Source organism: Curtobacterium sp. VKM Ac-2861 (genome assembly GCF_013204965.1).
GTDB lineage: Bacteria > Actinomycetota > Actinomycetes > Actinomycetales > Microbacteriaceae > Curtobacterium.
The window spans coordinates 474,559-499,162 of the sequence record NZ_JABMLA010000003.1 but is presented as its reverse complement, the minus strand read 5'-3'; the positions used below and the strand labels follow the sequence as shown (position 1 = coordinate 499,162).

The 24,604-nt window shown below is 70.6% G+C and carries 24 protein-coding genes; 7 read left to right on the top strand and 17 right to left on the bottom strand.

The annotated features are described in order from the left end of the window. Positions 1-119: 119 nt before the first annotated feature. The 12 genes from HQQ88_RS10410 to HQQ88_RS10355 all read right to left on the bottom strand — a co-directional run bounded on the left by HQQ88_RS10410 (position 120) and on the right by HQQ88_RS10355 (position 13,340). Positions 120-1,796 carry a phospho-sugar mutase gene (locus HQQ88_RS10410; RefSeq protein ID WP_173169381.1) on the bottom strand — a complete coding sequence of 559 codons (1,677 nt, stop codon included), beginning with the start codon at positions 1,794-1,796 and terminating at the stop codon, positions 120-122. Continuing rightward, the gene (locus tag HQQ88_RS10405) at positions 1,793-2,635 is read right to left on the bottom strand and encodes a purine-nucleoside phosphorylase (RefSeq protein WP_173169380.1); all 843 of its coding nucleotides are present in this window, start codon (positions 2,633-2,635) and stop codon (positions 1,793-1,795) included. Before HQQ88_RS10405 ends, HQQ88_RS10410 begins: the two co-directional genes overlap by 4 nt. A gap of 77 nt (positions 2,636-2,712) precedes the next feature. Then, positions 2,713-2,991: a PTS sugar transporter subunit IIB gene (locus tag HQQ88_RS10400; RefSeq protein ID WP_123292189.1), complete on the bottom strand. Its 279-nt coding sequence runs from the start codon at positions 2,989-2,991 to the stop codon at positions 2,713-2,715. Beyond that, positions 2,988-3,434 (bottom strand): PTS sugar transporter subunit IIA, encoded by a 447-nt coding sequence (locus HQQ88_RS10395; protein ID WP_123938688.1) that lies wholly within the window; start codon positions 3,432-3,434, stop codon positions 2,988-2,990. The genes HQQ88_RS10400 and HQQ88_RS10395 overlap by 4 nt, the downstream gene beginning before the upstream one ends. A 3-nt stretch (positions 3,435-3,437) precedes the next feature. After that, the gene (locus HQQ88_RS10390; protein WP_132100099.1) at positions 3,438-4,550 is read right to left on the bottom strand and encodes an adenosine deaminase; all 1,113 of its coding nucleotides are present in this window, start codon (positions 4,548-4,550) and stop codon (positions 3,438-3,440) included. A gap of 178 nt (positions 4,551-4,728) precedes the next feature. Next, a complete protein-coding gene (locus HQQ88_RS10385; protein ID WP_134195037.1) occupies positions 4,729-6,027 on the bottom strand; it encodes a thymidine phosphorylase in 1,299 nt (432 codons plus the stop codon). A gap of 5 nt (positions 6,028-6,032) precedes the next feature. After that, a complete protein-coding gene (locus tag HQQ88_RS10380) occupies positions 6,033-6,431 on the bottom strand; it encodes a cytidine deaminase (RefSeq protein ID WP_123339066.1) in 399 nt (132 codons plus the stop codon). A gap of 166 nt (positions 6,432-6,597) precedes the next feature. Next, positions 6,598-7,887 (bottom strand): ABC transporter permease, encoded by a 1,290-nt coding sequence (locus HQQ88_RS10375; RefSeq protein ID WP_123338926.1) that lies wholly within the window; start codon positions 7,885-7,887, stop codon positions 6,598-6,600. After that, the gene (locus HQQ88_RS10370) at positions 7,884-9,245 is read right to left on the bottom strand and encodes an ABC transporter permease (RefSeq protein ID WP_173169379.1); all 1,362 of its coding nucleotides are present in this window, start codon (positions 9,243-9,245) and stop codon (positions 7,884-7,886) included. The genes HQQ88_RS10375 and HQQ88_RS10370 overlap by 4 nt, the downstream gene beginning before the upstream one ends. 55 nt (positions 9,246-9,300) lie before the next feature. Then, on the bottom strand, positions 9,301-10,821 hold the full coding sequence (locus HQQ88_RS10365) for an ABC transporter ATP-binding protein (protein ID WP_123292184.1): 1,521 nt from the start codon (positions 10,819-10,821) through the stop codon (positions 9,301-9,303). A 140-nt stretch (positions 10,822-10,961) separates the two neighbouring features. Continuing rightward, on the bottom strand, positions 10,962-12,026 hold the full coding sequence (locus tag HQQ88_RS10360) for a BMP family protein (protein WP_123292183.1): 1,065 nt from the start codon (positions 12,024-12,026) through the stop codon (positions 10,962-10,964). 198 nt (positions 12,027-12,224) lie between these two features. Next, a complete protein-coding gene (locus HQQ88_RS10355; protein WP_123672266.1) occupies positions 12,225-13,340 on the bottom strand; it encodes a mannose-1-phosphate guanylyltransferase in 1,116 nt (371 codons plus the stop codon). Positions 13,341-13,528: 188 nt separating this feature from the next. On the opposite strand from HQQ88_RS10355, the gene HQQ88_RS10350 reads away from it, so the two are divergent. The 6 genes from HQQ88_RS10350 (at position 13,529) to HQQ88_RS10325 (ending at position 19,062) form a co-directional block, all read left to right on the top strand. Further along, positions 13,529-14,764: a glycosyltransferase family 1 protein gene (locus HQQ88_RS10350; RefSeq protein ID WP_243692439.1), complete on the top strand. Its 1,236-nt coding sequence runs from the start codon at positions 13,529-13,531 to the stop codon at positions 14,762-14,764. Between the two features lie 78 nt (positions 14,765-14,842). After that, complete coding sequence (sdhC, locus tag HQQ88_RS10345) at positions 14,843-15,292, top strand: succinate dehydrogenase, cytochrome b556 subunit (RefSeq protein ID WP_173169377.1); 450 nt, start codon at positions 14,843-14,845, stop codon at positions 15,290-15,292. Positions 15,293-15,303: 11 nt separating this feature from the next. Beyond that, complete coding sequence (gene sdhD, locus HQQ88_RS10340) at positions 15,304-15,750, top strand: succinate dehydrogenase, hydrophobic membrane anchor protein (RefSeq protein ID WP_111086628.1); 447 nt, start codon at positions 15,304-15,306, stop codon at positions 15,748-15,750. 49 nt (positions 15,751-15,799) lie between these two features. Further along, the gene (gene sdhA, locus HQQ88_RS10335) at positions 15,800-17,593 is read left to right on the top strand and encodes a succinate dehydrogenase flavoprotein subunit (RefSeq protein ID WP_123338916.1); all 1,794 of its coding nucleotides are present in this window, start codon (positions 15,800-15,802) and stop codon (positions 17,591-17,593) included. Between the two features lies 1 nt (position 17,594). Beyond that, entirely contained in the window at positions 17,595-18,365 is a 771-nt protein-coding gene (locus HQQ88_RS10330) for a succinate dehydrogenase iron-sulfur subunit (RefSeq protein WP_123292177.1), read from the top strand. A 52-nt stretch (positions 18,366-18,417) separates the two neighbouring features. Continuing rightward, a complete protein-coding gene (locus HQQ88_RS10325) occupies positions 18,418-19,062 on the top strand; it encodes a TNT domain-containing protein (protein ID WP_111086631.1) in 645 nt (214 codons plus the stop codon). A 70-nt stretch (positions 19,063-19,132) separates the two neighbouring features. On the opposite strand, the gene HQQ88_RS19210 is transcribed toward HQQ88_RS10325, so the two are convergent. The 5 genes from HQQ88_RS19210 to HQQ88_RS10300 all read right to left on the bottom strand — a co-directional run bounded on the left by HQQ88_RS19210 (position 19,133) and on the right by HQQ88_RS10300 (position 23,405). Next, complete coding sequence (locus tag HQQ88_RS19210; protein WP_216834458.1) at positions 19,133-19,894, bottom strand: DUF805 domain-containing protein; 762 nt, start codon at positions 19,892-19,894, stop codon at positions 19,133-19,135. Further along, positions 19,891-20,469 (bottom strand): DUF805 domain-containing protein, encoded by a 579-nt coding sequence (locus tag HQQ88_RS10315; RefSeq protein WP_123292176.1) that lies wholly within the window; start codon positions 20,467-20,469, stop codon positions 19,891-19,893. Before HQQ88_RS10315 ends, HQQ88_RS19210 begins: the two co-directional genes overlap by 4 nt. Before the next feature lie 70 nt (positions 20,470-20,539). Then, a complete protein-coding gene (locus HQQ88_RS10310) occupies positions 20,540-21,064 on the bottom strand; it encodes a DUF805 domain-containing protein (RefSeq protein ID WP_173169376.1) in 525 nt (174 codons plus the stop codon). A 132-nt stretch (positions 21,065-21,196) separates the two neighbouring features. Beyond that, complete coding sequence (locus HQQ88_RS10305) at positions 21,197-22,129, bottom strand: NADP-dependent oxidoreductase (protein ID WP_173169375.1); 933 nt, start codon at positions 22,127-22,129, stop codon at positions 21,197-21,199. Between the two features lie 10 nt (positions 22,130-22,139). Then, complete coding sequence (locus HQQ88_RS10300) at positions 22,140-23,405, bottom strand: ice-binding family protein (RefSeq protein WP_173169374.1); 1,266 nt, start codon at positions 23,403-23,405, stop codon at positions 22,140-22,142. 186 nt (positions 23,406-23,591) lie between these two features. On the opposite strand from HQQ88_RS10300, the gene HQQ88_RS10295 reads away from it, so the two are divergent. Next, complete coding sequence (locus tag HQQ88_RS10295; protein WP_173169373.1) at positions 23,592-24,551, top strand: diacylglycerol kinase family protein; 960 nt, start codon at positions 23,592-23,594, stop codon at positions 24,549-24,551. Positions 24,552-24,604: the final 53 nt, after the last annotated feature.

Sequence of the window (24,604 nt, the reverse complement as noted above, 5' to 3'; positions counted from 1 at the left end):
GCTCGGGAGGAGGGCGGCATCGTTCAGCCTCGCACGACCAAAGTGCTCTCGAGCCGCGCTTTCAAGCGGTTCGAGGGCACTTTGGTTGTGCGCAGGCCCCGGGGCGGCGGGCGGCGGCGCTACGAGACCAAGGGGCGGACGGACGCCGCGAGGGCGTCGACGAGGCGCTGGGCCTCGGCGGGGGTCTCGGCGACGGTGTCGATGTAGACCTTGACCTTGGGCTCGGTGCCGCTCGGGCGGACGATCACCCGCGCGTCACCGGTCAGGTCGTAGCGGAGGATGTCCGACGGCGGGAAGCCCTCCACCCCGTCGACGTAGTCCGTCACTGTGCGGACGTCCAGGCCGCCGAGCGACGACGGCGGCGCAGACCGCAGCGAGGCCATGATCTCGCCGATGCGGGACAGGTCGTCAACGCGGGTCGCGACCTGCCCCGACGCAAACGCCCCGAACTCGGCAGCGAAGGCGTCGAGCTGCCCGGCGATCGACGATCCGGCAGCGGCCAGGTCCGACGCCAACGACAGCAGCGACAGTGCCGCCGAGATGCCGTCCTTGTCGCGCACGACCGACGGGTCCACCAGGTAGCCGAGCGCTTCTTCGTACCCGAAGAGGAGCCCGGGGACCCGAGAGACCCACTTGAAGCCGGTCAGGGTGTCGCGGTACTCCAGGCCGTGGCGGGCGGCGACGCGGGCCAGCGCCGGCGACGAGACGATCGACGCTGCGAGGGTGCCCGTGGCGCCGGTCTCCGACGCACGGACGGCAGCCTGCCACCCGAGCAGCCACCCGACCTCGTTGCCGGACAGGCGGCGGTAGGTCGGGTCCCCGGAGTCGGAGACCGCCGGGATCGCGAGCGCGAGCCGGTCGGCGTCGGGGTCGTTCGCGATGACGAGGTCAGCGCCGACGGCGAGCCCGCGGGCGATCGCCAGGTCCATCGCGCCGGGTTCCTCGGGGTTCGGGAACGACACGGTCGGGAACGCACCGTCCGGCTCGATCTGCTCCGGCACGACCGCGGGCGACGCGAACCCGGCGGCGGCGAACACCGCGCGTGCGGTCTCCCACCCGACACCGTGCATCGCCGTGTACACGACCGCCGGCTGCTCCTGCGGCGCCAGGGTCGGGGCTGGCACGATGGCGGCCGTCGCGGCCACGTAGGCATCGAGCAGCGCGGACGACGCGACGGTGTAGTCGGTGCCCCGGGGCAGGTCCGTGATCGACCCCGCCGCGACGGCGTCGATGGCGTCCGCGATTCGGCCGTCGACCGGCGGCACGATCTGCGACCCGTCGTCGTCCTGTCCGAGGTAGACCTTGTACCCGTTGTCGCGGGGCGGGTTGTGGCTCGCGGTGACCATCACCCCGGCGCCGACGTCGAGGTGCCGCACGGCGAACGCGAGCACCGGCGTGGGCAGGGCGACCGGCAGCAGCGTGACCTCGAGCCCGAGGCCGCGCATGACCTCGGCTGAGTCGCGCGCGAAGACGTCGGAGTTCACCCGGCCGTCGTAGCCGATCACGACGCTGCGCGACCGGCCCGTGTCGATCAGGAAGCGTGCGAGACCGGCAGCGGCCTGCGACACGACGACCCGGTTCATGCGGAGCGGGCCGTAGCCGAGCTCGGCGCGGAGTCCGGCAGTACCGAACTGCAGCCGGCCGCCGAACCGCGCGGCCAGGGCCTGCACAGCCGGACCGGAGCCGTCGGAGGCGGCGTCGATCGCGGCGGTCAGCTCGTCGCGGGTCTGCGGATCCGGGTCCTGCGCGAGCCAGGACCGAGCGGTCCCGAGCACGTGGTCGAGGTCGATCTTCACGACGCCGGCTGCCCGAGGGCGGTCACCACGCGGGCGAGCAGGTCCGCGATCACGGGCTCGGCCTGCTTGCCGGCCTCGAGCACCTCGGTGTGCGACAGCGGCGTCTTCTGGATGCCGGCGGCGAGGTTCGTGATGAGCGAGAACCCGAGGACCTCCATGCCGGCCTGTCGGGCGGCGATGGCCTCGAGTGCAGTTGACATGCCGACGATGTGTCCACCGATGGCCTTGGCCATCTGGACCTCTGCCGGGGTCTCGTAGTGCGGGCCGCGGAACTGCGTGTAGACGCCCTCGTCCAGGGACGGGTCGACCGACCGCGCCACGTCCCGCAGCCGGGACGAGTACAGGTCGGTGAGGTCGATGAACGTCGCCCCCTCGAGCGGGCTGTCGGCGGTCAGGTTGATGTGGTCGCTGATGAGCACGGGCGTGCCGGGCGTCCAGTGCTCCTTGATGCCACCGGCACCGTTCGTCAACACCATGACCGTGGCGCCCGTGGCCGCGGCGGTGCGGACGCTGTGCACGACCCGGCGGATGCCGTGGCCCTCGTAGTAGTGCGTGCGTGCGCCGATGACGAGCGCGTGGCGGCCGTCGGCGAGGCGGATCGACCGGATGGTGCCGGAGTGTCCGGGCACGGCCGAGGCGCTGAACCCGGCGACCTGGTCCGCCGGGATCTCGGACACGGTCTCACCGATGATGTCGGCGGCCTTGCCCCAGCCCGAGCCGAGGGTCAGGGCGATGTCGTGCCGCTCGATGCCGGACTTCGCGGCGATGACGGCGGCGGCATCCCGCGCGACCTCGAACGGGTCGGCAGCGGGGTCGTTCAGCGGGTTCTCGGTGCTCATGCCCCAACTCTAAAGGGCCGACGCCCGCCGCAGCGGCCGCCGCCGCACCCGCCACAGCGGCCGCCGCCGCACCCGCCTCAGTGCTCGCCGAGCGCCCGGTCCACCGCCGCCGTGATCTCGCCCTGGTCGAAGTGGTTCCGGATCACGATGACCTCGGCGTAGGTGTCGCCGATCGCCTCGACGAACTCCTGGCTGGTGAGGATCACGTTGGCGTCGTCGGACACGTCGCGCACCGAGGCCACGTCGGCTGCGACGACCGATGCCTGCAGGCCGAGGGCGGACAACGCCTTCTCGGCGTTCACCTTCAGGATGCCGCTCGAGCCGATGCCCGCGCCGCAGATGGTCACGATCTTCACGCGGACACCCCCATGATCGTGCGGACCTCGTCCGCCGTCGTCGCGTCGGCGATCCGCCCCGTGACGGCCTGGTCGTTGAACAGGTTCGCGATCTCGCCGATGGACTCGAGGTGCGTGCCGACCCCGGCGACCGCGAGCCCCAGGACCACGCGGACCGGGTCGTTGTGCGGGTGGCCGAACGCGACCGGTGTCTCGAGGGTCACCACGGCGAGCCCGTCGCGCAGGACTGCGCCACCTGGTCGGGCGTGCGCGAACGCCAGACCCGGGGAGATCACGATGTACGGCCCGTGTTCCTCGACCATGCCGATCATGGCGTCCGTGTACTCGTCGGTCGCGGCTCCGGACGCGACGAGCGCGCCGCCGGCCAGGCGCATCGCGTCACGCCAGGTGGGCGCGGTGGCCCCGAGGAGGACGGCGGCGTCCGGCAGCGGCGGCAGTCCCATGCGTCAGGCCTCCGAGTACCCGGAGGTGATGGTCGCGATGATCTCCTCGCGGTCCTCGAGCGGCAGGAAGGAACCGAGCGCCGCGTTGATCTGGAACGCCGCCAGGTCGTCGAGGTCGTAGCCGAACGTGCCGGCGAGCAGTGCGAGCTCCTTCGACAGCGACGTCCCGCTCATCAGGCGGTTGTCGGTGTTCACCGTGACCCGGAAGCCGAGCTGGTAGAGCACGTCGAAGGGGTGGTCGGCGAGGTCGTCCCCCCAGGCCGCGATCGCACCGGTCTGCAGGTTGGAGGACGGCGAGACCTCGAGCGGGATCTCGCGGTCGCGGACCCACGATGCGACCTCGCCGAGGGAGGCCAGCGTCGAGCCGTCACCGGCGTCGGAGAGGGTGACGTCCTCGAAGATCCGGACGCCGTGCCCGAGGCGCAGCGCGCGGCCGTCGACGAGCGCGGACCGGATCGAGGCGAGTCCGTCGGCTTCGCCCGCGTGGACGGTGACGGGGAACAGCTCGGATGCGAGGTGGTCGAACGCGGCACGGTGGTTCGACGCCGGGAACCCGGCTTCGGCACCGGCGATGTCGAAGCCGACGACCCCGTTGTCACGGTGCCGGACGGCGAGCTCGGCGATCTCGAGCGAGCGGTCGGCGTGGCGCATCGCGGTGACGAGCTGGCCGACCCGGATGCTGCCGCCAGCGGCGTCGACCGCTTCCTCGATGCCGGCCTGGACGGCCTCGACCGTCTCGTCGAGGGTCAGGCCGCCCTGCAGGTGCTGCTCCGGCGCCCAGCGGACCTCGCCGTACACGACGCCGTCGGCGACCAGGTCCTCGACGAACTCCTTCGCGACGCGGTGCAGCTGCGGAGCCGTCTGCATGACCGAGATGGTGACGTCGAACGTCTTCAGGTACTCGACGAGCGAGCCCGAGTTCGACTGGTCGGCGAACCACTGCCCGAGCTCGGACGGGTCGGTGGTCGGCAGCGTGACGCCCGCGGCACCGGCAAGCTCGACGATCGTCGCGGGGCGCAGGCCGCCGTCGAGGTGGTCGTGCAGCGAGACCTTCGGCAGGTCGTTGATGACCGCTCCGGCGTCGGGCAGGCGGTAGGTCGGGGCGTCGGCGCTCATGCGACCAGGCTATCGGTGGTCAGCGACCGCGCGCAGGCACCTGTGCACAACAGACCCGTGCACAGTCTGGCGCATCCCACTAAACGGGATCGCGAAGCGATCCGTGGGATGCGCGGGCGAGCCTGCGAGCCCGGTCCACACGTGTGCGGAGAGCCTCCAGTCGGTCGGACGGTCGCGTTCAGCCCGCGATGCGCTCCCGCACGATCGGCCCGCGGGCCGCCACGGCAGCGTCGGACGAGCCGATCGACCACGCACCCTCGAGCGACTCGAGCGCGCGCGGGATCCGCGAGGCGTCGTCGGTGTGCAGCGTCCAGAGCGGCTGCCCCTCGGTCACGGTGTCACCGGGCTTGACGTGCAGCTCGATGCCCGCCCCGGCCTGCACCGGGTCCTGCGCGCGGGCACGACCGGCGCCGAGGCGCCAGGCCGAGACGCCGAACGGCAGGGCGTCCTGCTGCGCCAGCACACCGGACGACGGCGCGGTGACGACGTGCTGCTCGCGAGCGACCGGCAACGCGGCGGAGGGGTCCCCACCCTGCGCGGAGATCATCCGGCGCCAGGTGTCCATCGCGCGACCGTCGGCCAGCGCCGCGGCGGGATCGGCGTCCGGCAGTCCAGCCAGCGTGAGCATCTCGGAGGCCAGCGCGACGGTCAGCTCCACGACGTCGGCCGGACCGCCGCCCTCCAGCACCTCGACCGACTCCCGCACCTCGAGCGCGTTGCCGATCGTCAGCCCGAGCGGGACCTCCATGTCGGTCAGCAGCGCCGAGGTCTTCACCCCGGCGTCGTTCCCGAGGTCGACCATCGTCTGCGCGAGCTCGCGCGACGCCTCGTACGTCGGCATGAACGCACCGGAACCGAACTTCACGTCGAGCACGAGCGCACCGGTGCCCTCGGCGATCTTCTTCGACATGATGCTCGACGCGATGAGCGGGATGCACTCGACGGTGCCGGTGATGTCGCGCAGGGCGTACAGCTTCTTGTCGGCGGGTGCGAGACCCGAGCCAGCGGCGCAGATGACCGCGCCGACGTCGGACAGGATCTCCATCATCCGGTCGTTCGACAGCGCAGCCTGCCACCCGGGGATCGACTCGAGCTTGTCGAGCGTCCCGCCGGTGTGACCGAGGCCGCGGCCGGACAGCTGCGGCACCGCGACGCCGAACGACGCCACCAGCGGTGCGAGCGGCAGCGTGATCTTGTCGCCGACCCCGCCCGTGGAGTGCTTGTCGACGGTCGTCTTGCCGAGCGACCCGAACGACATCCGCTCCCCCGACGCGATCATCGCGAGCGTGAGGTCCTTGACCTCGCGCCGCTCCATCCCGTTCAGGAAGATCGCCATCGCCATCGCGGCCATCTGCGGGTCCTCGACGTAACCGCGGGTGTACGCGTCGACGAGCCAGTCGACCTCGGCGGTGCTCAGGGCGCCGCCGGAGCGCTTCGTGCGGATGAGGTCGACGGTGTCGAACGGCTCGACGGCCATGGGGATCAGTGCTCCTGTTGGTAGGTGGCGAGGGTGCGTGGCCCGAACGCGTCGGGCAGGACCTCGTCGATGGTGCGGATGCCCGAGACCGTCTCGAGGAGCATGCCCTCGGTCGAGTGCTCGAACAGCAGCTGGCGGCAGCGGCCGCACGGCATGAGGGTCGCCCCGTCGCCGTCGACGCACGTGAACGCGACGAGCTTGCCGCCGCCGGTCATGTGCAGCTGCGACACGAGCGAGCACTCCGCGCAGAGCGTCACCCCGTAGCTCGCGTTCTCGACGTTGCAGCCGGAGACGATCCGACCGTCGTCGGTGAGCGCCGCGGCGCCCACCGGGAACGACGAGTACGGCGCGTAGGCGCGCCGCATCGCGGCCGTGGCGGCGTCCCGGAGAGCGCCCCAGTCCACGTCGTCGACCGGGAGGCCCGTGGCTGCGTCCGCCCCGTCGGCGGCGGTGTCGCCGCCTCCCGCGCGCAGGGCCGTGGCCGGGTCCGTCCAGGCGATCGCGTCGGTGGACGCGGCCGTGCCGTCGTCCGCAGCGTGCGTGTCGGTCATGTGCCGTGCCTCCTGGCCGTCAGCTCTTGATGTACGGCTTGCCGGACGCGGCGGGACCGCGCGACTGGCCGACCAGGCCGGCCACCGCGAAGATCGTCACCACGTACGGCAGCATCAGCAGGAACTCGCTCGGCACGGGCGAGTCGATCGCCCCGAGCGTGTTCTGCAGGTTCGACGCGAAGCCGAACAGCAGCGCCGCCAGCGTGGCCTTGATCGGGTCCCAGCGGCCGAAGATGACGGCGGCCAGGGCGATGTAGCCGGCGCCCGCGGTCATGTCCTTCGTGAACGGTCCGACCGCGTCGAGCGTGAAGTACGCGCCACCGAGGCCGGCGATCGCGCCGGCGAGCGACACGTTCCAGAACCGGGTGCTCGTGACGTTGATGCCCACCGTGTCGGCCGCCTGCGGGTGCTCGCCGACCGCGCGGAGGCGCAGGCCCCAGCGGGTCTTGAACAGGCCGAAGGTGACGACCGCGACGGCCACGTACGCCAGGTAGACGATGACGCTCTGCTCGAAGAACACCGGACCGATGACCGGGATCTGGTGGAGCAGCGGGATCTCGAACTTCGGGAACCGGACGCCGACGTTGAGCGTGGTCTCGTTCGGGGACAGCACCTGCGAGTACAGGAAGCCGGTCAGCCCCGAGATGAGGGCGTTGATGACGACACCGACGATGACCTGGTCGACGAGGTACTTGATGCTGAACGCGGCCAGGATGAACGAGACGAGCACACCGGCGACGAGCGCGCCGACGAGTCCGACCCACGCGGAGCCGGTGAGCGACGCGATGAGCGCCGAGGTGAACGCGCCCGCGAGGAACTGGCCCTCGATGGCGATGTTGACCACGCCGACCCGCTCGGAGATGACGCCGCCGAGGGCACCGAACACGAGCGGGACGCTCAGCCCGAGTGCGCCGACCAGCAGGCCGGGCAGCGGGATCGTGGCGCCGGCCGCTGCCCACGTCAGGAAGCCGACGACGAAGACGATGGCGAAGACCGACGTGACCCAGAGCGGGACGTGCCGGTAGGCGCGGACCTCGACGAAGGCGTAGACCGTGGCGATCGCCAGGAGCACGACCACGACGTAGCCGGTCGGTGCCGCCGACAGCGGGACGTTCGGCAGGGCGACGAAGTCGCCGGCGTTCGCGAGCCGGAAGGTGGTCGTGCCGGCACGGCTGAGCAGGACGAAGAACACGACCGCGAGCAGCGTGAACACCGCGTACCCGATCGGGAGCTTCCAGCTGCGGGTCGTCTCGACCGGACGGTCGGACAGGGGCGACGCGGGCGCCGCGGTGGGGCTGAGGGTGCTCACGCGGCGACCGCCTTCTTGCTGTTCTTGCTCGTCTTCGTGCGCTGGCGGGCTCCCGGCTGCGGGATCCGGAAGATCGCGCGGACGAGCGGCGGCGCCGCGATGAACAGGACGATGAGGGCCTGGATGACACCGACGATGTCGATCGGGATGCCGTTGGCGGCCTGCATGGCGTAGCCGCCGTTCTTCAGCACACCGAACAGGATCGCGGCCCAGAACACGCCCCACGGCTTCGAGCGGCCGAGCAGCGCGACGGTGATCGCGTCGAAGCCGATGCCGGCGTCGATGCCCGAGGTGAAGCCCGTCGTGACCGCACCCTGCACCTGGTAGGCACCGGCGATGCCGACGAGGGCACCGGAGATGACCATCACCCAGATCGTCAGTGCCGGCACGCTCATGCCGGCGACGCGGGCGGCGCGGGGGTTCTCACCGATGGTGCGGAACCGGAAGCCGAGCGACGACTTGTTGACGAGCCACCAGACCACGACGACGGCGATGATCGCGACGATGAAGCCGAGGTCCACGCCGTACCGCACGCCGAACAGCTGCGGCAGCAGGGCGCTGTCCTTCGTTGCCGGGGAGATCGGGTTGCTGCTGCCCGGAGCCTGGAGCAGACCGGGAGTCCGGAGCAGGTAGCTGACCAGGTAGAGCGCGACGTAGTTGAGCATGATCGTGACGACCACCTCGTTCGCACCCGTGCGCGCCTTGAGGACACCGACGATTCCTCCCCAGACCGCACCGCCGACGATGCCGGCGACGATCGTGAGCGGGATGTGGATCGCGGCAGGGCCGTCGAACGAGAACCCGACCCAGCCGGCGGCCGCGGCCCCCATCAGGATCTGGCCCTGGCCGCCGATGTTGAACAGCCCGGCGCGGAAGGACAGCGCGATCCCGAGGCCGGCGACGACGAGCGGCACCGCGTAGTCGATCGACCGGGTGAGCGGGGCGATCGCCTGCTGGAAGCTGGTGGCGCCGAAGTTGACCACCGAGCCCTGGAACAGCGAGGCGTAGGCGCCGCCGACCGCGGTGCCGATGGCCTGGAGCATGTCGGCGGGACGGGCGAAGAAGTAGCCGGCCGTGGCACGGACGTTCTCGTCGGTCAGGGCGATGAGGATGCCGCAGGCGACGAGGGCGAGCACGACCGCGAGGACCGTGACGAGCACGGAGCCGTTCAGGATGCTCTGCATCGCGGCGTGCCAGCGGTCGGTGCCGGGGGCGCCGTTGCGGCGCTCGGTGTCGTCCGCCGAGTCCGTCATCAGGTGCGGGGTCTCCGGGGCCTCCTGCAGGCGGTCGTCGGTGAGCGGGGCGTCTGCCTCGGTGCCGGCAGTGGGCTGCGTGTTGTCTGGGTCCTGCGCGGTCACGCTGCCAGCTCCGTTCCGGTCGTGGATGTGGCTTGGATCTCGCCGGCCGAACCGGTCATGCGGCCAGCTCCGTTCCTTCTGGGATCTCGCCGGCCATCATGAGGCCGAGGACGTCTCGCGGGGTGGTCGCCGGCACGATCCCGACGATGCCGCCGCGGTACATGACGGCGATGCGGTCGGCCAGTGCCACGACCTCGTCGAGCTCGGTGGAGACGACGATGACGGGCACACCGGTGTCGCGGGTGGCGACGATGCGCTTGTGCACGAACTCGATCGACCCGACGTCGATGCCGCGCGTGGGCTGCGCGGCGACGAAGAGCCGGAGCTCGCGGCTGAGCTCCCGGGCGAGGACGATCTTCTGCTGGTTGCCGCCGGACAGCCGACCGGCAGCGGTCGCGCGGCCCGGCGTGCGGATGTCGAACTCGGCGATCTTCTCGTCGGCGAAGGCGTCGCGCTCGGCGGCGCGGATGGTGCCAGCGCGGACGAACGCGTCGTGGTCGGACCGGTCGAGCATGAGGTTCTCCGCGATCGTGAACTCGCCGACCAGGCCGTCCTCCTTGCGGTCCTCGGGCACGAAGCCGACGCCGGCGTCGAGCACCTGCTTGACGCTGCGGCCGGTGAGCTCCTTGCCGTCCAGCGTGATGCGGCCGGCGTGGACGGGCTCGAGACCGAGGATCGCCTCGGTGAGCTCGGTCTGTCCGTTGCCCTGCACCCCGGCGATCGCCAGGACCTCGCCGCGACGGACCGAGAACGACACGTCGTCGACGAGCACGATGCCGGACGGGTCGGTGACGGTGAGGCCCTCGACGACCAGGGCGTCCTCGCCGCCGGTCGACGGCGTCTTGTCGACGACGAGGGAGACGGCACGGCCGACCATCATCGCGGCGAGCTCGTTGTTGGTCGCCGCGGGCGAGGCCTCGCCGACGACCTTGCCGAGCCGGATCACCGTGATGCGGTCGGCGACCTCGCGGACCTCGCGGAGCTTGTGGGTGATGAAGACGATCGCGGTGCCGGCTTCGCGGAGCTGCCGCATGATGCCCATCAGCTCGTCGGTCTCCTGCGGGGTGAGGACGGCCGTCGGCTCGTCGAATACCAGCACGGAGGCGTCGCGGGACAGCGCCTTGATGATCTCCACACGCTGCTGGACGCCGACGGGCAGGTCCTCGATCTTGGCGTCGGGGTCGACGTCGAACCCGAAGCGGTCGGAGATCTCCTTGACCCGCTTGCGGGCGCCGGCCAGGTCGAGCCGGCCGCCGAAGGTGGTCTGCTCCTGACCGAGCATGACGTTCTCGGCGACGGTGAAGACGGGGACGAGCATGAAGTGCTGGTGCACCATGCCGATGCCGGCGCGCATGGCGTCACCGGGGCCGTCGAAGTCCTGGACCACGTCGTCGAGCAGGATCTCGCCCTCGTCGGCGTCGTACAGGCCGTAGAGGACGTTCATCAGGGTGGACTTGCCGGCGCCGTTCTCACCCAGGAGGCAGTGGACCTCACCCGGCTCGACGGTGAGCGAGATGTGGTCGTTGGCGACCAGGGCGCCGAACCGCTTGGTGATGCCGCGGAGTTCGAGCTTCATGTTCGGGAGTCTATTTCTGTCTCGAGTGCGCCACGCGGGCGCACGACCTCGAGTGCGCCACGCGGGCGCACGGTCTCGCGTGCACCGCTCGGGCGCACGAGAACGCGGGCGAGGGAAGCCCCTCGCCCGCGTTCGTCGGGTCAGGACTGGGTCTTGACCTTGATCGAGCCGTCGATGATGCCGGCCTTGATGTCGTCCAGTTCGCCCTGGAGGCCCTTGTCGACCTTGGACTCGTAGTCGTGGAACGGCGCGATGCCGACGCCCTCGTTCTCGAGCGTGCCCACGTACGGGGTCTTCGAGAACTTCTTGTCGGCCGCCTGCTCGACGACGTCCTTCACGGCCGGGCGCATGCCCTTCTCGACCGAGGTGAAGGCGATGTCCTTGTAGCGCGGGTCGGCCTCGTAGAGGTCGCTGTCCGCACCGATCAGGACGGAGCCGTTGTCGGCGTCCTTGATGGCCTCGGCAGCCGACTGGTAGATCGGACCGCCGACGGGCAGGATCACGTCGGCGTCCTGGTCGAGGAGCGTCTGCGCGACCGACTTGGCCTGCGTGCCGGCCTCGAAGCCACCGGTGAAGGAGCCCTTGCCGGTGTCGACGTTCCAGCCCTTGACCTGGACGTCCTTGTCCTTCTGCTCGTTGTAGTACTTCACGCCGTCCGCGAAGCCGTCCATGAAGATGGTGACGGTCGGGATCTGCATGCCGCCGAAGGTGCCGACGACGCCGGTCTTCGAGTAGGACGCCGCTGCGTAGCCGGCGAGGAACGCGGCCTGCGAGGTGTCGAACGTGATCGGCTTGACGTTCTTCGCGTCGATCGAGCTGTCGTCGATGATCGCGAAGTCGGTGTCGGGGTTCGCCGCGGCCTGCTTCTTCGTGGCGTCGGCGAGGTTGAAGCCGACGGTCACGACGAGGTTGCAGTTCTGGCCGATGAGCTGCTGGATGTTCGAGTCGTAGACGGTGGCGTCCTTCGACTCGGCTTCCTTGTAGGTGGCACCGAGGTCCTTGGCGGCGTCCTTCATGCCCTCGTAGCCGAGCTGGTTGAACGACTTGTCGTCGAAGCCACCGGCGTCGGAGACCATGCAGGGGCGGAAGTCGGTCTTCTTGGCGGTCGTCGTGTCGGACGGCGCCGAGGCGCAGCCTGCGAGGACGGCGGCGGTGCCGAGGAGCGCGAAGCCGCTGAGGACGACGCGTCGGGTACGAGATGTCACGGGTGGGTTCCTCCGGGGAGCGTGCCCGGACCACGTGCGTTCCGGGCGATCGTGGCGACAGTACACGACCGCCCGGCCGGTACAGGACCCGTTCTGAGCACCGGACGGATCAGTTACGGGATCGCGACCGCGCCGAAACGCGCCCGTAACGCGGGGTCGCGCTCGGACCCCCAGTTCGAGGGGTTTGTCGGTGGAGCGCTACAGGACGTCGCCGCGGCCGCTGATCTTGAGCGCATCCACGACGCCCTTGACCCGCTGCGCGTTCGCGCTGGTCGTCACGAGCAACGCGTCGGGGGTGTCCACGACGACGATGTCCTCGACCCCGATGAGCGAGATGAGCCGCTGGCTGTGCGAGATCACGATGCCACTCGACGAGTCGGCGAGGATCCGGGCGCCGTCACCGAGCACGGCGAGGTTGTTCGGACGACCACCGGACTGCAGCTTGGCGAGCGAGGCGAAGTCGCCGACGTCGTCCCAGTCGAAGTCACCGGGGACGACCGCCATGCGTCCGGCCGCGGCGGCCGGCTCGGCGACGGTGTAGTCGATCGCGATCTTCTCGAGCGTGGGCCACACCGCGTCGACGACCGCACCGCGGGCCGAGGTGTCCCAGGCGTCCGCGAGCTCGTTGATGCCGGCCAGCAGCGTCGGGTTGTTCCGGCCGATCTCCTCGAGCAGCACGTCAGCGCGGGCGATGAACATGCCCGCGTTCCAAAGGTAGGTGCCCTGTTCGACGTACGAGCGTGCGGTGTCCAGGTCGGGCTTCTCGACGAACGACCGGACGGCGTGCGCGGTCGGTGCGCCCTCGATGTCGAGGGTGTCGCCGTGCGCGTGGATGTACCCGAAGCCGATCGCGGGCTCGGTCGGCGTGATGCCGATGGTGGTGATGTACCCGGCGCGGGCGACGGCGACGGCCTCGCGCACCGAACGGCGGAAGCCGCGGGCGTCACCGATGACGTGGTCGGCGGCGAAGGAGCCGATGACGACGTCGGGTTCGCGGCGCACCAGGATCGCCGCGGCGAGGCCGATGGCCGCCGTGGAGTCCTTCGGCTCGCTCTCGAGCACCACGTTGTGGTCCTCGACCCCCGGCAGTTGCGACTCGACGGCGACGCGGTGCGCCCGTCCGGTCACGACCATGATCCGCTGCTCGCCCGCGAGCGGGGCGAGCCGGTCCCAGGTCTGCCGGAGCAGCGAGGTGCCGGAGCCGGTCAGGTCGTGCAGGAACTTGGGTGCGTCCGCGCGCGACAGCGGCCACAGGCGCGATCCGATGCCCCCTGCGGGGATGATCGCGTAGAAGTCTTCGAGAGCGTCAGCCACGCGCTCACCGTACCGGTCCTGCCGCGCGGATCCTGGGTGGTCTCCGCACGATTCCCGCATGCGGGCTCCCGCAGGGCAGTGACGCGCGTGCGCGCGGCGACGACGTTGCGTTGTTCACCCGTCGCCTCCGCCCCGTTCACGTCGTCGGCCCCGCGGGGTCACGTCACGCCCGGAGCATGGGAAACACCATGAGCGCACGCAGCGTGGAGCGCGGCACGTCCCCCCGGACCGTCGCCGTCGTGACCGAGAGCTTCCTGCCCACCCTCAACGGCGTGACCACCAGCGTCCTGGCGGTCCTCGACCACCTGGAACGCCGAGGCCACCGCGCGGTCGTGATCGCACCGGACACCCCGGGGCTCGCGCAGTTCCGGTCCCGCAGCAGTGTCGAGCGCTACCGCTCCTTCGACGTGCACCGGATCCCCGCCGTCGCGTACCGGCAGTTCCCCGTCGCACTCCCCCACCCCGTCCTCGACACGATCCTCGCCGCCTCCGGCGCCGACGTGCTCCACGCCGCGAGTCCGTTCCTGTTGGGCGGGCGCGCGATCACGGCAGCCGGGAGGCTCGGCATCCCCTCCGTCGCCGTCTTCCAGACCGACGTGGCCGGTTTCGCCCGCCGCAACGGCTTGACGGCGACCGTCCCGTTGGTCCGCAGGATCCTCGGCCGCATCCACGCCGGCGCCTCGCTGACGCTCGCGCCGTCGAGCGCGACCGCCGCGATGCTCGCCGAGGACGGGGTACCCCGCGTCGCCCGCTGGGGGCGCGGGGTCGACACCGAGCTCTTCCACCCGGCCCGACGGGAGTCCGCCCACGTCCGAGCGCTCCGACGCCGGATCGCGCCGCACGGCGAGACGATCGTCGGCTACGTCGGACGGCTGGCCCCGGAGAAGGAGGTCGAACGGCTCGCCGAGCTCGGCGGGATCCCCGGCATCCGCGTCGTCGTGGCCGGCGGTGGACCGTCCCGCGCGCTGCTCGAACGGCGACTGCGGCACCTCGACGTCACCTTCACCGGACCGTTGCGCGGCGACGCCCTCGCCGACGCGTACGCCTCGCTCGACCTCTTCGTGCACACCGGTCCGGCCGAGACCTTCGGGCAGACCCTCCAGGAAGCGCACGCCTCGGGGCTGCCGGTGATCGCGCCGGCGTCGGGTGGTCCGCTCGACCTCGTCGCCCCCGGACTCGACGGCGAGCTCTACGACACCGACGCACCACAGGCCCTGCGACAGGCGGTCCTGCGGCTCCACCACGACCGCGCACTCGCGGAACGGATGGGATCGGCGGGCCGTCTCCGGGTCGAGGGCACCACGTGGGAGGCCGTCGGCGACCAGCTCCTGGGCCACCACGACACGGCCAGGACCATCGGCGCGCCGCCCGTCGGTCGGGGCCTGCGGGCCGGTCGGGACGAGAAGGTCAGCACCCGCGCATAGGATGGGACGTGTTCCACACGAACACGAACGGCAAGGGCTCGCCGATCGGGCGAGCCCGTCCTATGGAAGGACGAGCTCATGGCTGAGCCCACCGGCGGCGGTACGGCGACCGCCGTCCCCGAAGTCACGATCGAGGCGCCCCGCGCCTCTCGGAAACTCGAGGGCACGCTGTACCGCGGATCGACCGGCATGTGGTCGTGGGTCCTGCACCGGGTCACCGGTGTCGCGATCTACTTCTTCCTGCTCGTGCACATCCTCGACACGGCTCTCGTGCGCCTCTCACCCGAGGCGTACAACGCGGTCATCGGCACGTACAAGACCCCGATCATGAACATCGGCGAGATCGCCCTGGTCATGGCCATCGTGTTCCACGCGTTCAACGGGCTCCGGATCATCCTCGTCGACTTCTGGTCCAAGGGGCCGAAGTACCAGCGGGCCATGTTCTGGGTCGTCATCGTCCTGTGGGCGATCGCGATCGCGGGCTTCCTGCCCCGCCAGCTCATGAACCTCTTCGCGGACTTCAACTAGAGGGGCACCTGATGACCACGCAGATCGTCGAACCTCCCCGTTCCGCCTCGGCCGCCCGCCGCTCCACCAACTGGGAGAAGTGGGGCTGGATCTACATGCGCGGCTCGGGCGTCCTGCTCGTCGTGCTGATCTTCGGCCACCTCTTCGTCAACATGGTGGCGGGCGAGGGTGTCAAGCAGATCGACTTCGCCTTCGTCGCCGGCAAGTGGGCCAACCCGTTCTGGCAGGTGTGGGACTCCCTCATGCTCGTCCTGGCGCTGATCCACGGCTCGAACGGCATGCGCACGATCGTCAACGACTACGTGTCGAAGCCGGGCATCCGGAAGACGCTCCTCGCCGCGATCCTCATCGCGTGCGTCGTGCTGATCGTCCTCGGCCTGCTCGTCTGCTGGACGTTCGACCCGTGCCCCGCCGGCGCAGCCGCCGCGGACCTGCCCTCCTTCTGCCCGGCGCAGTAGCACCATTCCCGCTGCCGACCGCCTTCCCACCGTCTACGGAAAGACCCCTGTGACCGAGACCACCGTGCACCACCACCAGTTCGACATCGTCATCATCGGCGCAGGAGGCGCGGGCATGCGTGCCGCGATCGAGGCCGGCCCGAAGGCGAAGACGGCCGTCATCTCGAAGCTCTACCCGACCCGCTCGCACACCGGTGCGGCGCAGGGCGGGATGGCCGCGGCCCTCGCGAACGTCGAAGAGGACTCGTGGGAGTGGCACACCTTCGACACGATCAAGGGCGGCGACTACCTGGTCGACCAGGACGCCGCCGAGATCCTGGCGAAGGAAGCCATCGACGCCGTCATCGACCTCGAGAACATGGGCCTGCCGTTCAACCGCACGCCCGAGGGCAAGATCGACCAGCGTCGTTTCGGCGGCCACACCCGCGACCACGGCAAGGCACCGGTCCGTCGCGCCTGCTACGCGGCCGACCGCACCGGCCACATGATCCTGCAGACGCTGTTCCAGAACTGCGTCAAGCTCGGCGTCGAGTTCTACAACGAGTTCTACGCGCTCGACCTCATCATGGTCGACGTCGTGGGCGAGGACGGCGTCACGCGCAAGCAGCCGGCCGGCGTCGTCGCGTTCGAGCTCGCCACGGGTGAGCTGCACGTGTTCCACGCCAAGGCGATGATCTTCGCGACCGGCGGCTTCGGCAAGATGTACAAGACCACCTCGAACGCGCACACCCTGACCGGCGACGGCGTCGGCATCGTGTGGCGCACCGGCCTGCCGCTCGAGGACATGGAGTTCTTCCAGTTCCACCCGACGGGCCTCGCGGGCCTCGGCATCCTGTTGACCGAGGGTGCTCGTGGCGAGGGTGCGATCCTGCGCAATGCCTCCGGTGAACGCTTCATGGAGCGCTACGCCCCCACCATCAAGGACCTCGCCCCACGCGACATCGTCGCCCGGTGCATGGTGCAAGAGGTTGCCGAAGGCCGCGGTGCCGGCCCGAACAAGGACTACGTCCTGCTCGACTGCACGCACCTCGGTGCGGAGGTCCTCGAGACCAAGCTCCCGGACATCACGGAGTTCGCCCGCACCTACCTCGGCGTCGACCCCGTCGTCGAGCCGGTGCCGGTGATGCCGACCGCGCACTACGCGATGGGTGGCATCCCGACGAACACCGACGCGCAGGTGCTCTACGACAACACCACCGTCGTCCCCGGCCTCTACGCCGCCGGCGAGTGCGCCTGCGTCTCGGTGCACGGCTCGAACCGTCTCGGCACGAACTCGCTCCTCGACATCAACGTCTTCGGCAAGCGCTCGGGGAACAACGCCGCCGAGTGGGTCAAGACCGCCGAGTTCCTCCCGCTGCCCGAGGACCCCGCTGCCGGCGTCCGGGCGATGCTCGACCAGCTGCGCGCCTCGACCGGCACCGAGCGCATCGCCGTCCTGCGCAAGGAGCTGCAGGACGAGATGGACAAGAACGCCCAGGTGTTCCGCACCGACGAGTCCCTCGCCCGCGTCACCGAGACCATCCACACGCTCCGGAACCGCTTCATGCAGGTCTCGGTGCAGGACAAGGGCAAGCGGTTCAACACCGACCTGCTCGAGGCCGTCGAGCTCGGGTTCCTGCTCGACCTGGCCGAGGTGGTCGTCTACTCGGCCCGCAACCGCAAGGAGAGCCGCGGCGGCCACATGCGCGACGACTACCCGAAGCGCGACGACGAGAACTACATGCAGCACACGATGGCGTACCTGACGGGCGACCCGCACTCGTCACTCGCCGACGACCACATCACGCTGGACTGGAAGCCGGTCGTCGTGACCCGGTACCAGCCGATGGAGAGGAAGTACTGAGATGACCGACACCCTGGTCTCCGACGCACCCCGGACCGACACCACCGACGCGCCTCCCGGGTCCTTCTCCGTCACGCTCATCATCCGGCGCTTCGACCCGGACGTCGACGACGAGCCGCGCTGGCAGGACTTCGACGTCATGATGCTGCCGACCGACCGCATCCTCGACGCCCTGCACAAGATCAAGTGGGACCAGGACGGCTCCCTGACGTTCCGACGTTCCTGCGCCCACGGGGTCTGCGGCTCGGACGCGATGCGCATCAACGGCCGGAACCGGCTGGCGTGCAAGACCCTGATCAAGGACCTCGACGTCTCGAAGCCGATCTACGTCGAGGCGATCAAGGGCCTGCCGCTCGAGAAGGACCTCGTCGTCGACATGGAGCCCTTCTTCAAGTCCTTCCGCGAGGTCCAGCCGTTCCTGCAGCCGAAGACGGCGCCCACCCCGGGCAAGGAGCGCATCCAGTCGGTGGCCGACCGCGCACGCTTCGACGACACCACGAAGTGCATCCTCTGCGCTGCGTGCACCTCGTCGTGCCCGGTGTTCTGGACCGACGGGCAGTACTTCGGCCCGGCCGCGATCGTGAACGCGCACCGCTTCATCTTCGACTCGCGTGACGACGCCGCCGAGGTCCGCCTCGACATCCTCAACGACAAGGAAGGGGTCTGGCGCTGCCGGACCACCTTCAACTGCACCGACGCCTGCCCCCGTGGCATCCAGGTGACGAAGGCGATCTCCGAGGTCAAGCAGGCCGTCATGCGGGGCCGCGCCTGACACTCGGGGTCGTCCAAGACTCGACATCGACTCCACCGATAGGCTCCGCTCCATGACGTTCGCGGCCACCCGCCCCATCCTCGACCAGCTCGGCTACACGATCCGCTACGTGCAGCTCCCCGGAGAGACCCTGCACGAGCCGCCGGTCGAGGGTGCGCTCCGCGTGGTCCCGGCCGAGGCGTCCGACGAGTTCGCGCTCGAGGTCGTCGACTACGGCACGGCTCGTCGCCTCGCCACCGCGCGCGGTGAGGAGGACGCGGTCGAGATGCTCCGTCGGTTCCTGAACCGGCCGTTCCCGGCTCCGCGCGACATCGCCCGGCACGAGCTCGACGGGCTCCGTGACCGTGCGGCGTCGACGTACCCGCAGCTGGCGCAGCAGGTGTCGCAGGCCGGAGAACAGGGGTTGACCATCCAGATCCCCGCGGGCGTCCCCGTCGACCGCATCGGTGGTCCGGACGGCTACCTGCTGCACCCGCTCGACACCCCGCTGCCGAGCCGGTCGCTGCCGCCGCACGTCGCCGGCGTCCCGGAGACCCATCGCTACCTGGTCGAGCGCCCGTTCATGGTGAATGTCCGCTTCGTGCAGCCGTGGTTCGAGCAGCCGGGCGGCGCGCTCCGCTTCCAGATCGCCGATCCCACGGTCACCGTGCGCGACCTCGTCGTCGACGGTGCACTGGCTCGACTCCGCGTGGTCTGACACCCCGCACGACGAAAGTCGGCCCGCACCGCGCTTTCGCGCAGTGCGGGCCGATTGCCGTTCAGTGTTGCTACGCCTGGTCGGGGCGGTCGTACTGCGCACCAGCCGGGTTCGGCGGCAGGCAACCGAACACGATCGCGGCGATGCCGACGAACATCCCGATGAGCCAGAGCGGACCGGCGAGGTTCGCGTCGTGCACGCGGCGCCACCCCAGTGCGATGTTCGGGATGAGGGTCCCGAGCCACCAGATGCCGTACAGGACGAGCAGGATGAAGATCCACGCCGGGGGTGCACCCTCGGTCTGGGTGTAGCCGTACTCGTCGGTGGTCGAGGCCGAGACGCTCCACGAGATGATGCCGGCGATGAACCCGCCGTACAGAACGAGGGTCACGATCGCGTTCGCCAGGACCCAGTACCAGTACTCACTGCGGCTGGCGCGTCCGTCGAACCGGGCGTACTTCTTGAAGAAGCGCGTGAAGGCGTCGAGGAACCCTGCACCGTAGAAGGGTGCCCACAGCGGCGGAGCTCCGTCGGGCCCGACCGGGATCGGCGGACCGGCCTGCGGGTACGGGTCGGCGTACTGCTGGCCGTAGCCGGGCTGCTGGCCGTACTGGCCGGGCTGCTGGCCGTACCCGGGCTGCTGCCCGTAGGCACCAGGCTGCTGGCCGTACGGACCGGGCTGCTGCCCGTTGGCACCAGGCTGCTGGCCGTACGGACCGGGCTGCTGCCCGTACCCCGGCTGCTGCCCGTACCCCGGCTGCTGCCCAGGGTCAGGCTGCCCCGACGGCCGGTCGCCACCGGGCTGGCCCCACTGCGGTGTGTCGTTGCTCATCGAGCGCCGGTCGGTCGGTCGTAGCGCTCGCCCTGCGGGTTCGAGGGCAGCAGGCCGAACACGATGCCGACGATGCCGACGAAGATCGCGATGATCCACAGGGCACCGGGCAGGTTCGCGTCGTGCAGGCGTCGCCAGCCGAGGGCGAGCGTCGGGATGATGATCGCGAGACCCCAGAGTCCGAGCAGGATGCCGGCGATCACGAAGAGCGCTGACGGGCTGGTCACCGTCGACTGCACGCTCGCCGAGGTCGCGGTCGACATCGACACCGTCGAGCGCTCCGACGTGGCGAAGCCGATGCCGTACAGGATGCCGAGGACGATGCCGACGATCGCGTTCGCCAGGTACCACCACCAGAACTCACTGCGGCTCGCGCGGCCACTGAAGGTCGCGTACTTCTTGAAGAAGCGTCCGACGGCCTTGCCGAAGGAGATCCCGTACCAGGGGGCCCAGATCGGCGGCTCGCCGTTCGGGCCGGTCGCCGGCTGCTGGCCGTACTGCGGCGTTCCGTTGTACGGGTTCGGCTGGCCGCCCGGCTGCTGGCCGGACGGGTTCTGCGGGTACTGGTCACTCACGGTGTCCCCCTCGATCGTTGGCTGGTAGTCGGGTCCGAGTCAACCAGAACCGTCGCGCGGCCGTCGCTCGCTACCCGCGGTGCGGTTCGTCGTACCGCTGCCCCTGCGGGTTCGAGCCCATCAGACCGACGATCAGCGAGAACAGGACACCGAGCGGCGGGATGATGAAGAGGAAGGCGAAGTACCCGCTCAGGTTCACGTCGTGCAGTCGTCGCACCGTCAGGGCGATGAAGCCGAGGGCGCAGGCCAGGGCCCAGAGCCCGCTCAACCCGTTCGACGCGTCGTCGAAGAACGGCAGCACGTTGAAGAACCCGCCGACGATGCCGGTGGCCGCCGAGCCGATGACGTACCAGAGGGCCCAGAACCAGAACTCCGACTGGCTCGCGCGGCCGTCGAACCGGACGTACTTCTTCCAGAACCGCGGGAACGCCTGCACGAACGGGATCCCGTACCAGGGCGCCCACAGCGGGGGCTGGCGCGGGCTGGTCGGCTGCTGGCCGTACGGTCCGGGCTGCTGGCCGTACGGTCCGGGCTGCTGGCCGTACGGTCCGGGCTGCTGGCCGTACGGGTTCTGCGGCGGGTACTGGTCACTCACTGGTTCGTTCCTTCCGAGGCCGACTGCGATCACCGTCGAGTCTGGCAGCGGCGGCGACCGGACGCGTCCCCCCAGCGGAGGACAGCGCAGCGACTGCGCTCCGACAGGGCTCCGACCGGCGCTCCGACCGACTCAGGGCAGCAGCGCGAGCTTGCCGCCGGGGTGCCCGGACTCCAGCAGCTCCGCGGCCGTCTTCGCCTCGGCGAGCGGGAACGTCCGCGCCACCGGGACCTCGAGCTGTCCGGCCCCGGCCAGGTCGATCAGTCGCTGTCGCACCGAGTCGCGGAACGCCTTGCTCGCTGGCTGCGCCCCACCGACCGCGGCGAACCCCGCCTCGGCGGCGCGCGCCTGCGCGGCGATCGTGACGATCCGGTCGCGGTCCGCGACCACCGCGAGCGAGACGTCGACGGCCTCGTCGGTGCCCACGCAGTCCAGTGCCACGTCGATGCCGGAGGGTGCGAGCGACCGGACCCGTGCCTCCAGGCCGTCGCCGTACGCGACCCACTCGCCGCCGAAGCGTCGCACGACGTCCGCACCCCGCTCGGAGGCGGTGCCGATGACGCGCGCGCCGAGCAGGCGGAGCTGCTGCAGCAGGCTGACGCCGACTGCGCCGGAGGCACCGTGCACCAGCACGGTGTCGCGCCCCGCGGCACGGGTGACGCGCAGCATGTCGGCTGCGGTGGTGCCTGCGAGCAACAGGTTCGCCGCCTCGGGGAAGCCGAGCCCGACGGGCTTCGCGAAGACGTCCGCAGCCGGGACGGTGAGGGACGACGTCCAACCGCCGGCGATCCGGAACGCCAGGACCTCGTCGCCGACCGCTCCCCCGCCGGACGCGATCGTGGTGTCCGGTCCGACCGCGGTGAGCACGCCGGCGACCTCGTAGCCGACGGGCACCGGCAGGTCGGCCGGGTCGCCCTGCCGCGTGTGCTTCGTGTCGGCGGGGTTCATGCCAGCGGCGCGGACCGCGATGGTGACCTCACCGGGTCCGGGTGCGGCGACCTCGGTGTCCACGTACTCGAGGACCTCGCTGCCGCCGAACCGCGGTGCCACCCAGTGCTTCGTCATGCGGCCGACGCTACGCCCCGATCCGCCGACGGCGTGCGCGGAGGGTCCGTGCACGGAGCACCATCACGGCGATGCCGCCGAGCAGCATCGCGCCTGCCGCGGTGAGCGGGATCGTCGGGTCGCTGCCGGTGAAGGCCAGTTCCGTCGTGCCGCCGCCGGTGTCGCCTCCACCGATGACCGGGACCGCGGGCGCTGTCGACGTGGGAGCGGTGGGCACGGGAGCCGAAGCGGTCGGCGTCGCCGTGGGCGTCGGTGCCGGCGCACGGACGGTCACGACGTAGGTCTCGGTGTCCGGCGGTGCCGTGCCGTTGTCCACTGTGATCGTCACCGTCGTGGTGCCCGGCGTGGTGGGCGTGCCGGAGATGACGCCCGTGTCCGGGTTGATCGTGAGTCCGGGCGGGAGGCTTCCGCCGTCGGAGTACGTGGGCGCCGGGTTGCCCGTCGCGGTGACGGGGAACGAGTACGGCGTGCCGGCGGTCGCGTCGGTCGGGGTGCCCGAGGTGATCGTCGGTGCGACGCTCTCGGACGGCGTCCCCGCAGCCGGGCAGTTCGTCGGCCGGGTGATCGTGTTGTCGTCGAGCGTCACCGCTGCGTTCCGGGCGAGCAGTCGGCCCACGACCGTCGCACCCGTCGTGGCGGTCACGGACTGGTCGGCGAGGACGGTGCCCTGGAACTGGGCGGCGCTGCCGATGGTCGCGGAGCTGCCGACCTGCCAGAACACGTTGCACGAACTCGCGCCACCGGTGATGACGATCCTCGTGCCGGACCCGATGGTCAGGGTCGACGCGGCCTGGAACACCCAGACGGAGTCCGCGCTGCCGGCCAGGGTGAGCTGGCCGGTGTTCGCGAGCTGCAGCGTGTCGCCGTTGTAGACGCCCGGGCTGAGGCTGAGCCCGTTGAGCTCCTGGAGACCGGTCTGCGTCGGCGTCAGCGAAGCGGCCACGTTGTACGCGGTCGTGGTGTCCGACTGGGCCTGCGCGGCCGCCGCGTCGGTCTGGTGCACGGTGCCGTTCACGGTCCCGTTGCCGGTGCCGCCGAAGCCGGTGATCGAGGTACCGGGCGAGACGCCGAGGTCACCGTTGACCACGGTCGGCCCGGTGTTCGTCACGGTCTGCGCGCCGAGGACGCCGTAGCTCGCTGCGGTCCCGAGACCGACGGGGCCGTCGATGATGGTGGCGGCGGACGCGGCCGAGGAGGCGCCGAGGGCGAGCGCTGCGGCCAACCCGATCCCGGTGCTGACCACGATGAGCGGACGGAGGATGGGCGTTCTGGCCACGGAGGCCCCTGCCTGAGATGGCGAAGAGCCGATCGGGCATCGGAGACACCCGGCGTTCACCGTGTCCGGAGTGTGTCCGGATCGCATGTGTTCCGAGGTCCTGACTCCCAGGTTCGCCCGGATCAGCCGATACCGGACAGGACCCGTCCGTTCCGGCCGACGACGGCTGTTCGGTATCGTCCTCACATGCCGCGCGCCGCGATCGTCGTCAACCCGTCCAAGGTCGACCTGCGGGTGCTCCGCAACACCGTCGCGGCTGAGGAGGACCGGAGCGGCTGGGCTCCCACGACCTGGTTCGAGACCGCGGCGCCCGACGACGGCCGCGCCGCCGCGACCGACGCACTCGCCAGCGCGCCGGACGTCGTCCTGGTCGTCGGCGGCGACGGCACGCTGCGCGTCGCAGCCGAGGTGCTGCAGGGTTCCGGCGTGCCCCTTGCTGTGCTCCCCGTCGGCACCGGGAACCTGTACGCCCGGAACCTGCGCATCCCGCTGAACGACGTCGCCGGCTCGGTCCGTACCGCCTTCACCGGGACGGATCGACGGGTCGACCTCGCGTTCGCCGAGCTCACCGACCCGCAGGGCACGACGACGCGCCACGCCTTCCTGGTGATGGCGGGCATCGGCCTCGACGCGAACATGGCGGCCAACACCAACGCACGCCTCAAGAAGCGGTTCGGGTGGCTCGCGTACTCCGACCCGATCATGCGGTCCGTCATCGGCAACCGGCAGATCGACCTGCGGTACCGCCTCGACGACGGTGACACCCGGACGATGCGGGCGCACACCGTCATCGTCGGCAACTGCGGCACCCTGACCGCCGGCGTCCTGCTGCTGCCCGCCGCGAAGCCGGACGACGGGGTGCTCGACGCGGTCGCGTTCCGCCCCGGTCGGACGGTCGGCTGGGCCGGCGTCGGCTACGGCCTGTCGCTGAACCGCTTCTTCCACCGGACCGGCTTCGGTCGCTTCCTGTCGTGGCTCATCCCGGCCACCCGGACGCTGCGGTACACGAGCGCACGGGTCCTCGACCTCGAGCTGGACCAGCCCGAACAGGTCCAGCTCGACGGCGACCCGTTCGGCACCGTGGTGGCGGTGCGGCTGACGGTGGACCACGGCGGGCTCACCATCCGGGTGGGGCCGTCGCGGTGACCACGTGAAGACGGGAGGCCCGGCGCCAGCTGGCACCGGGCCTCCCGTCATCA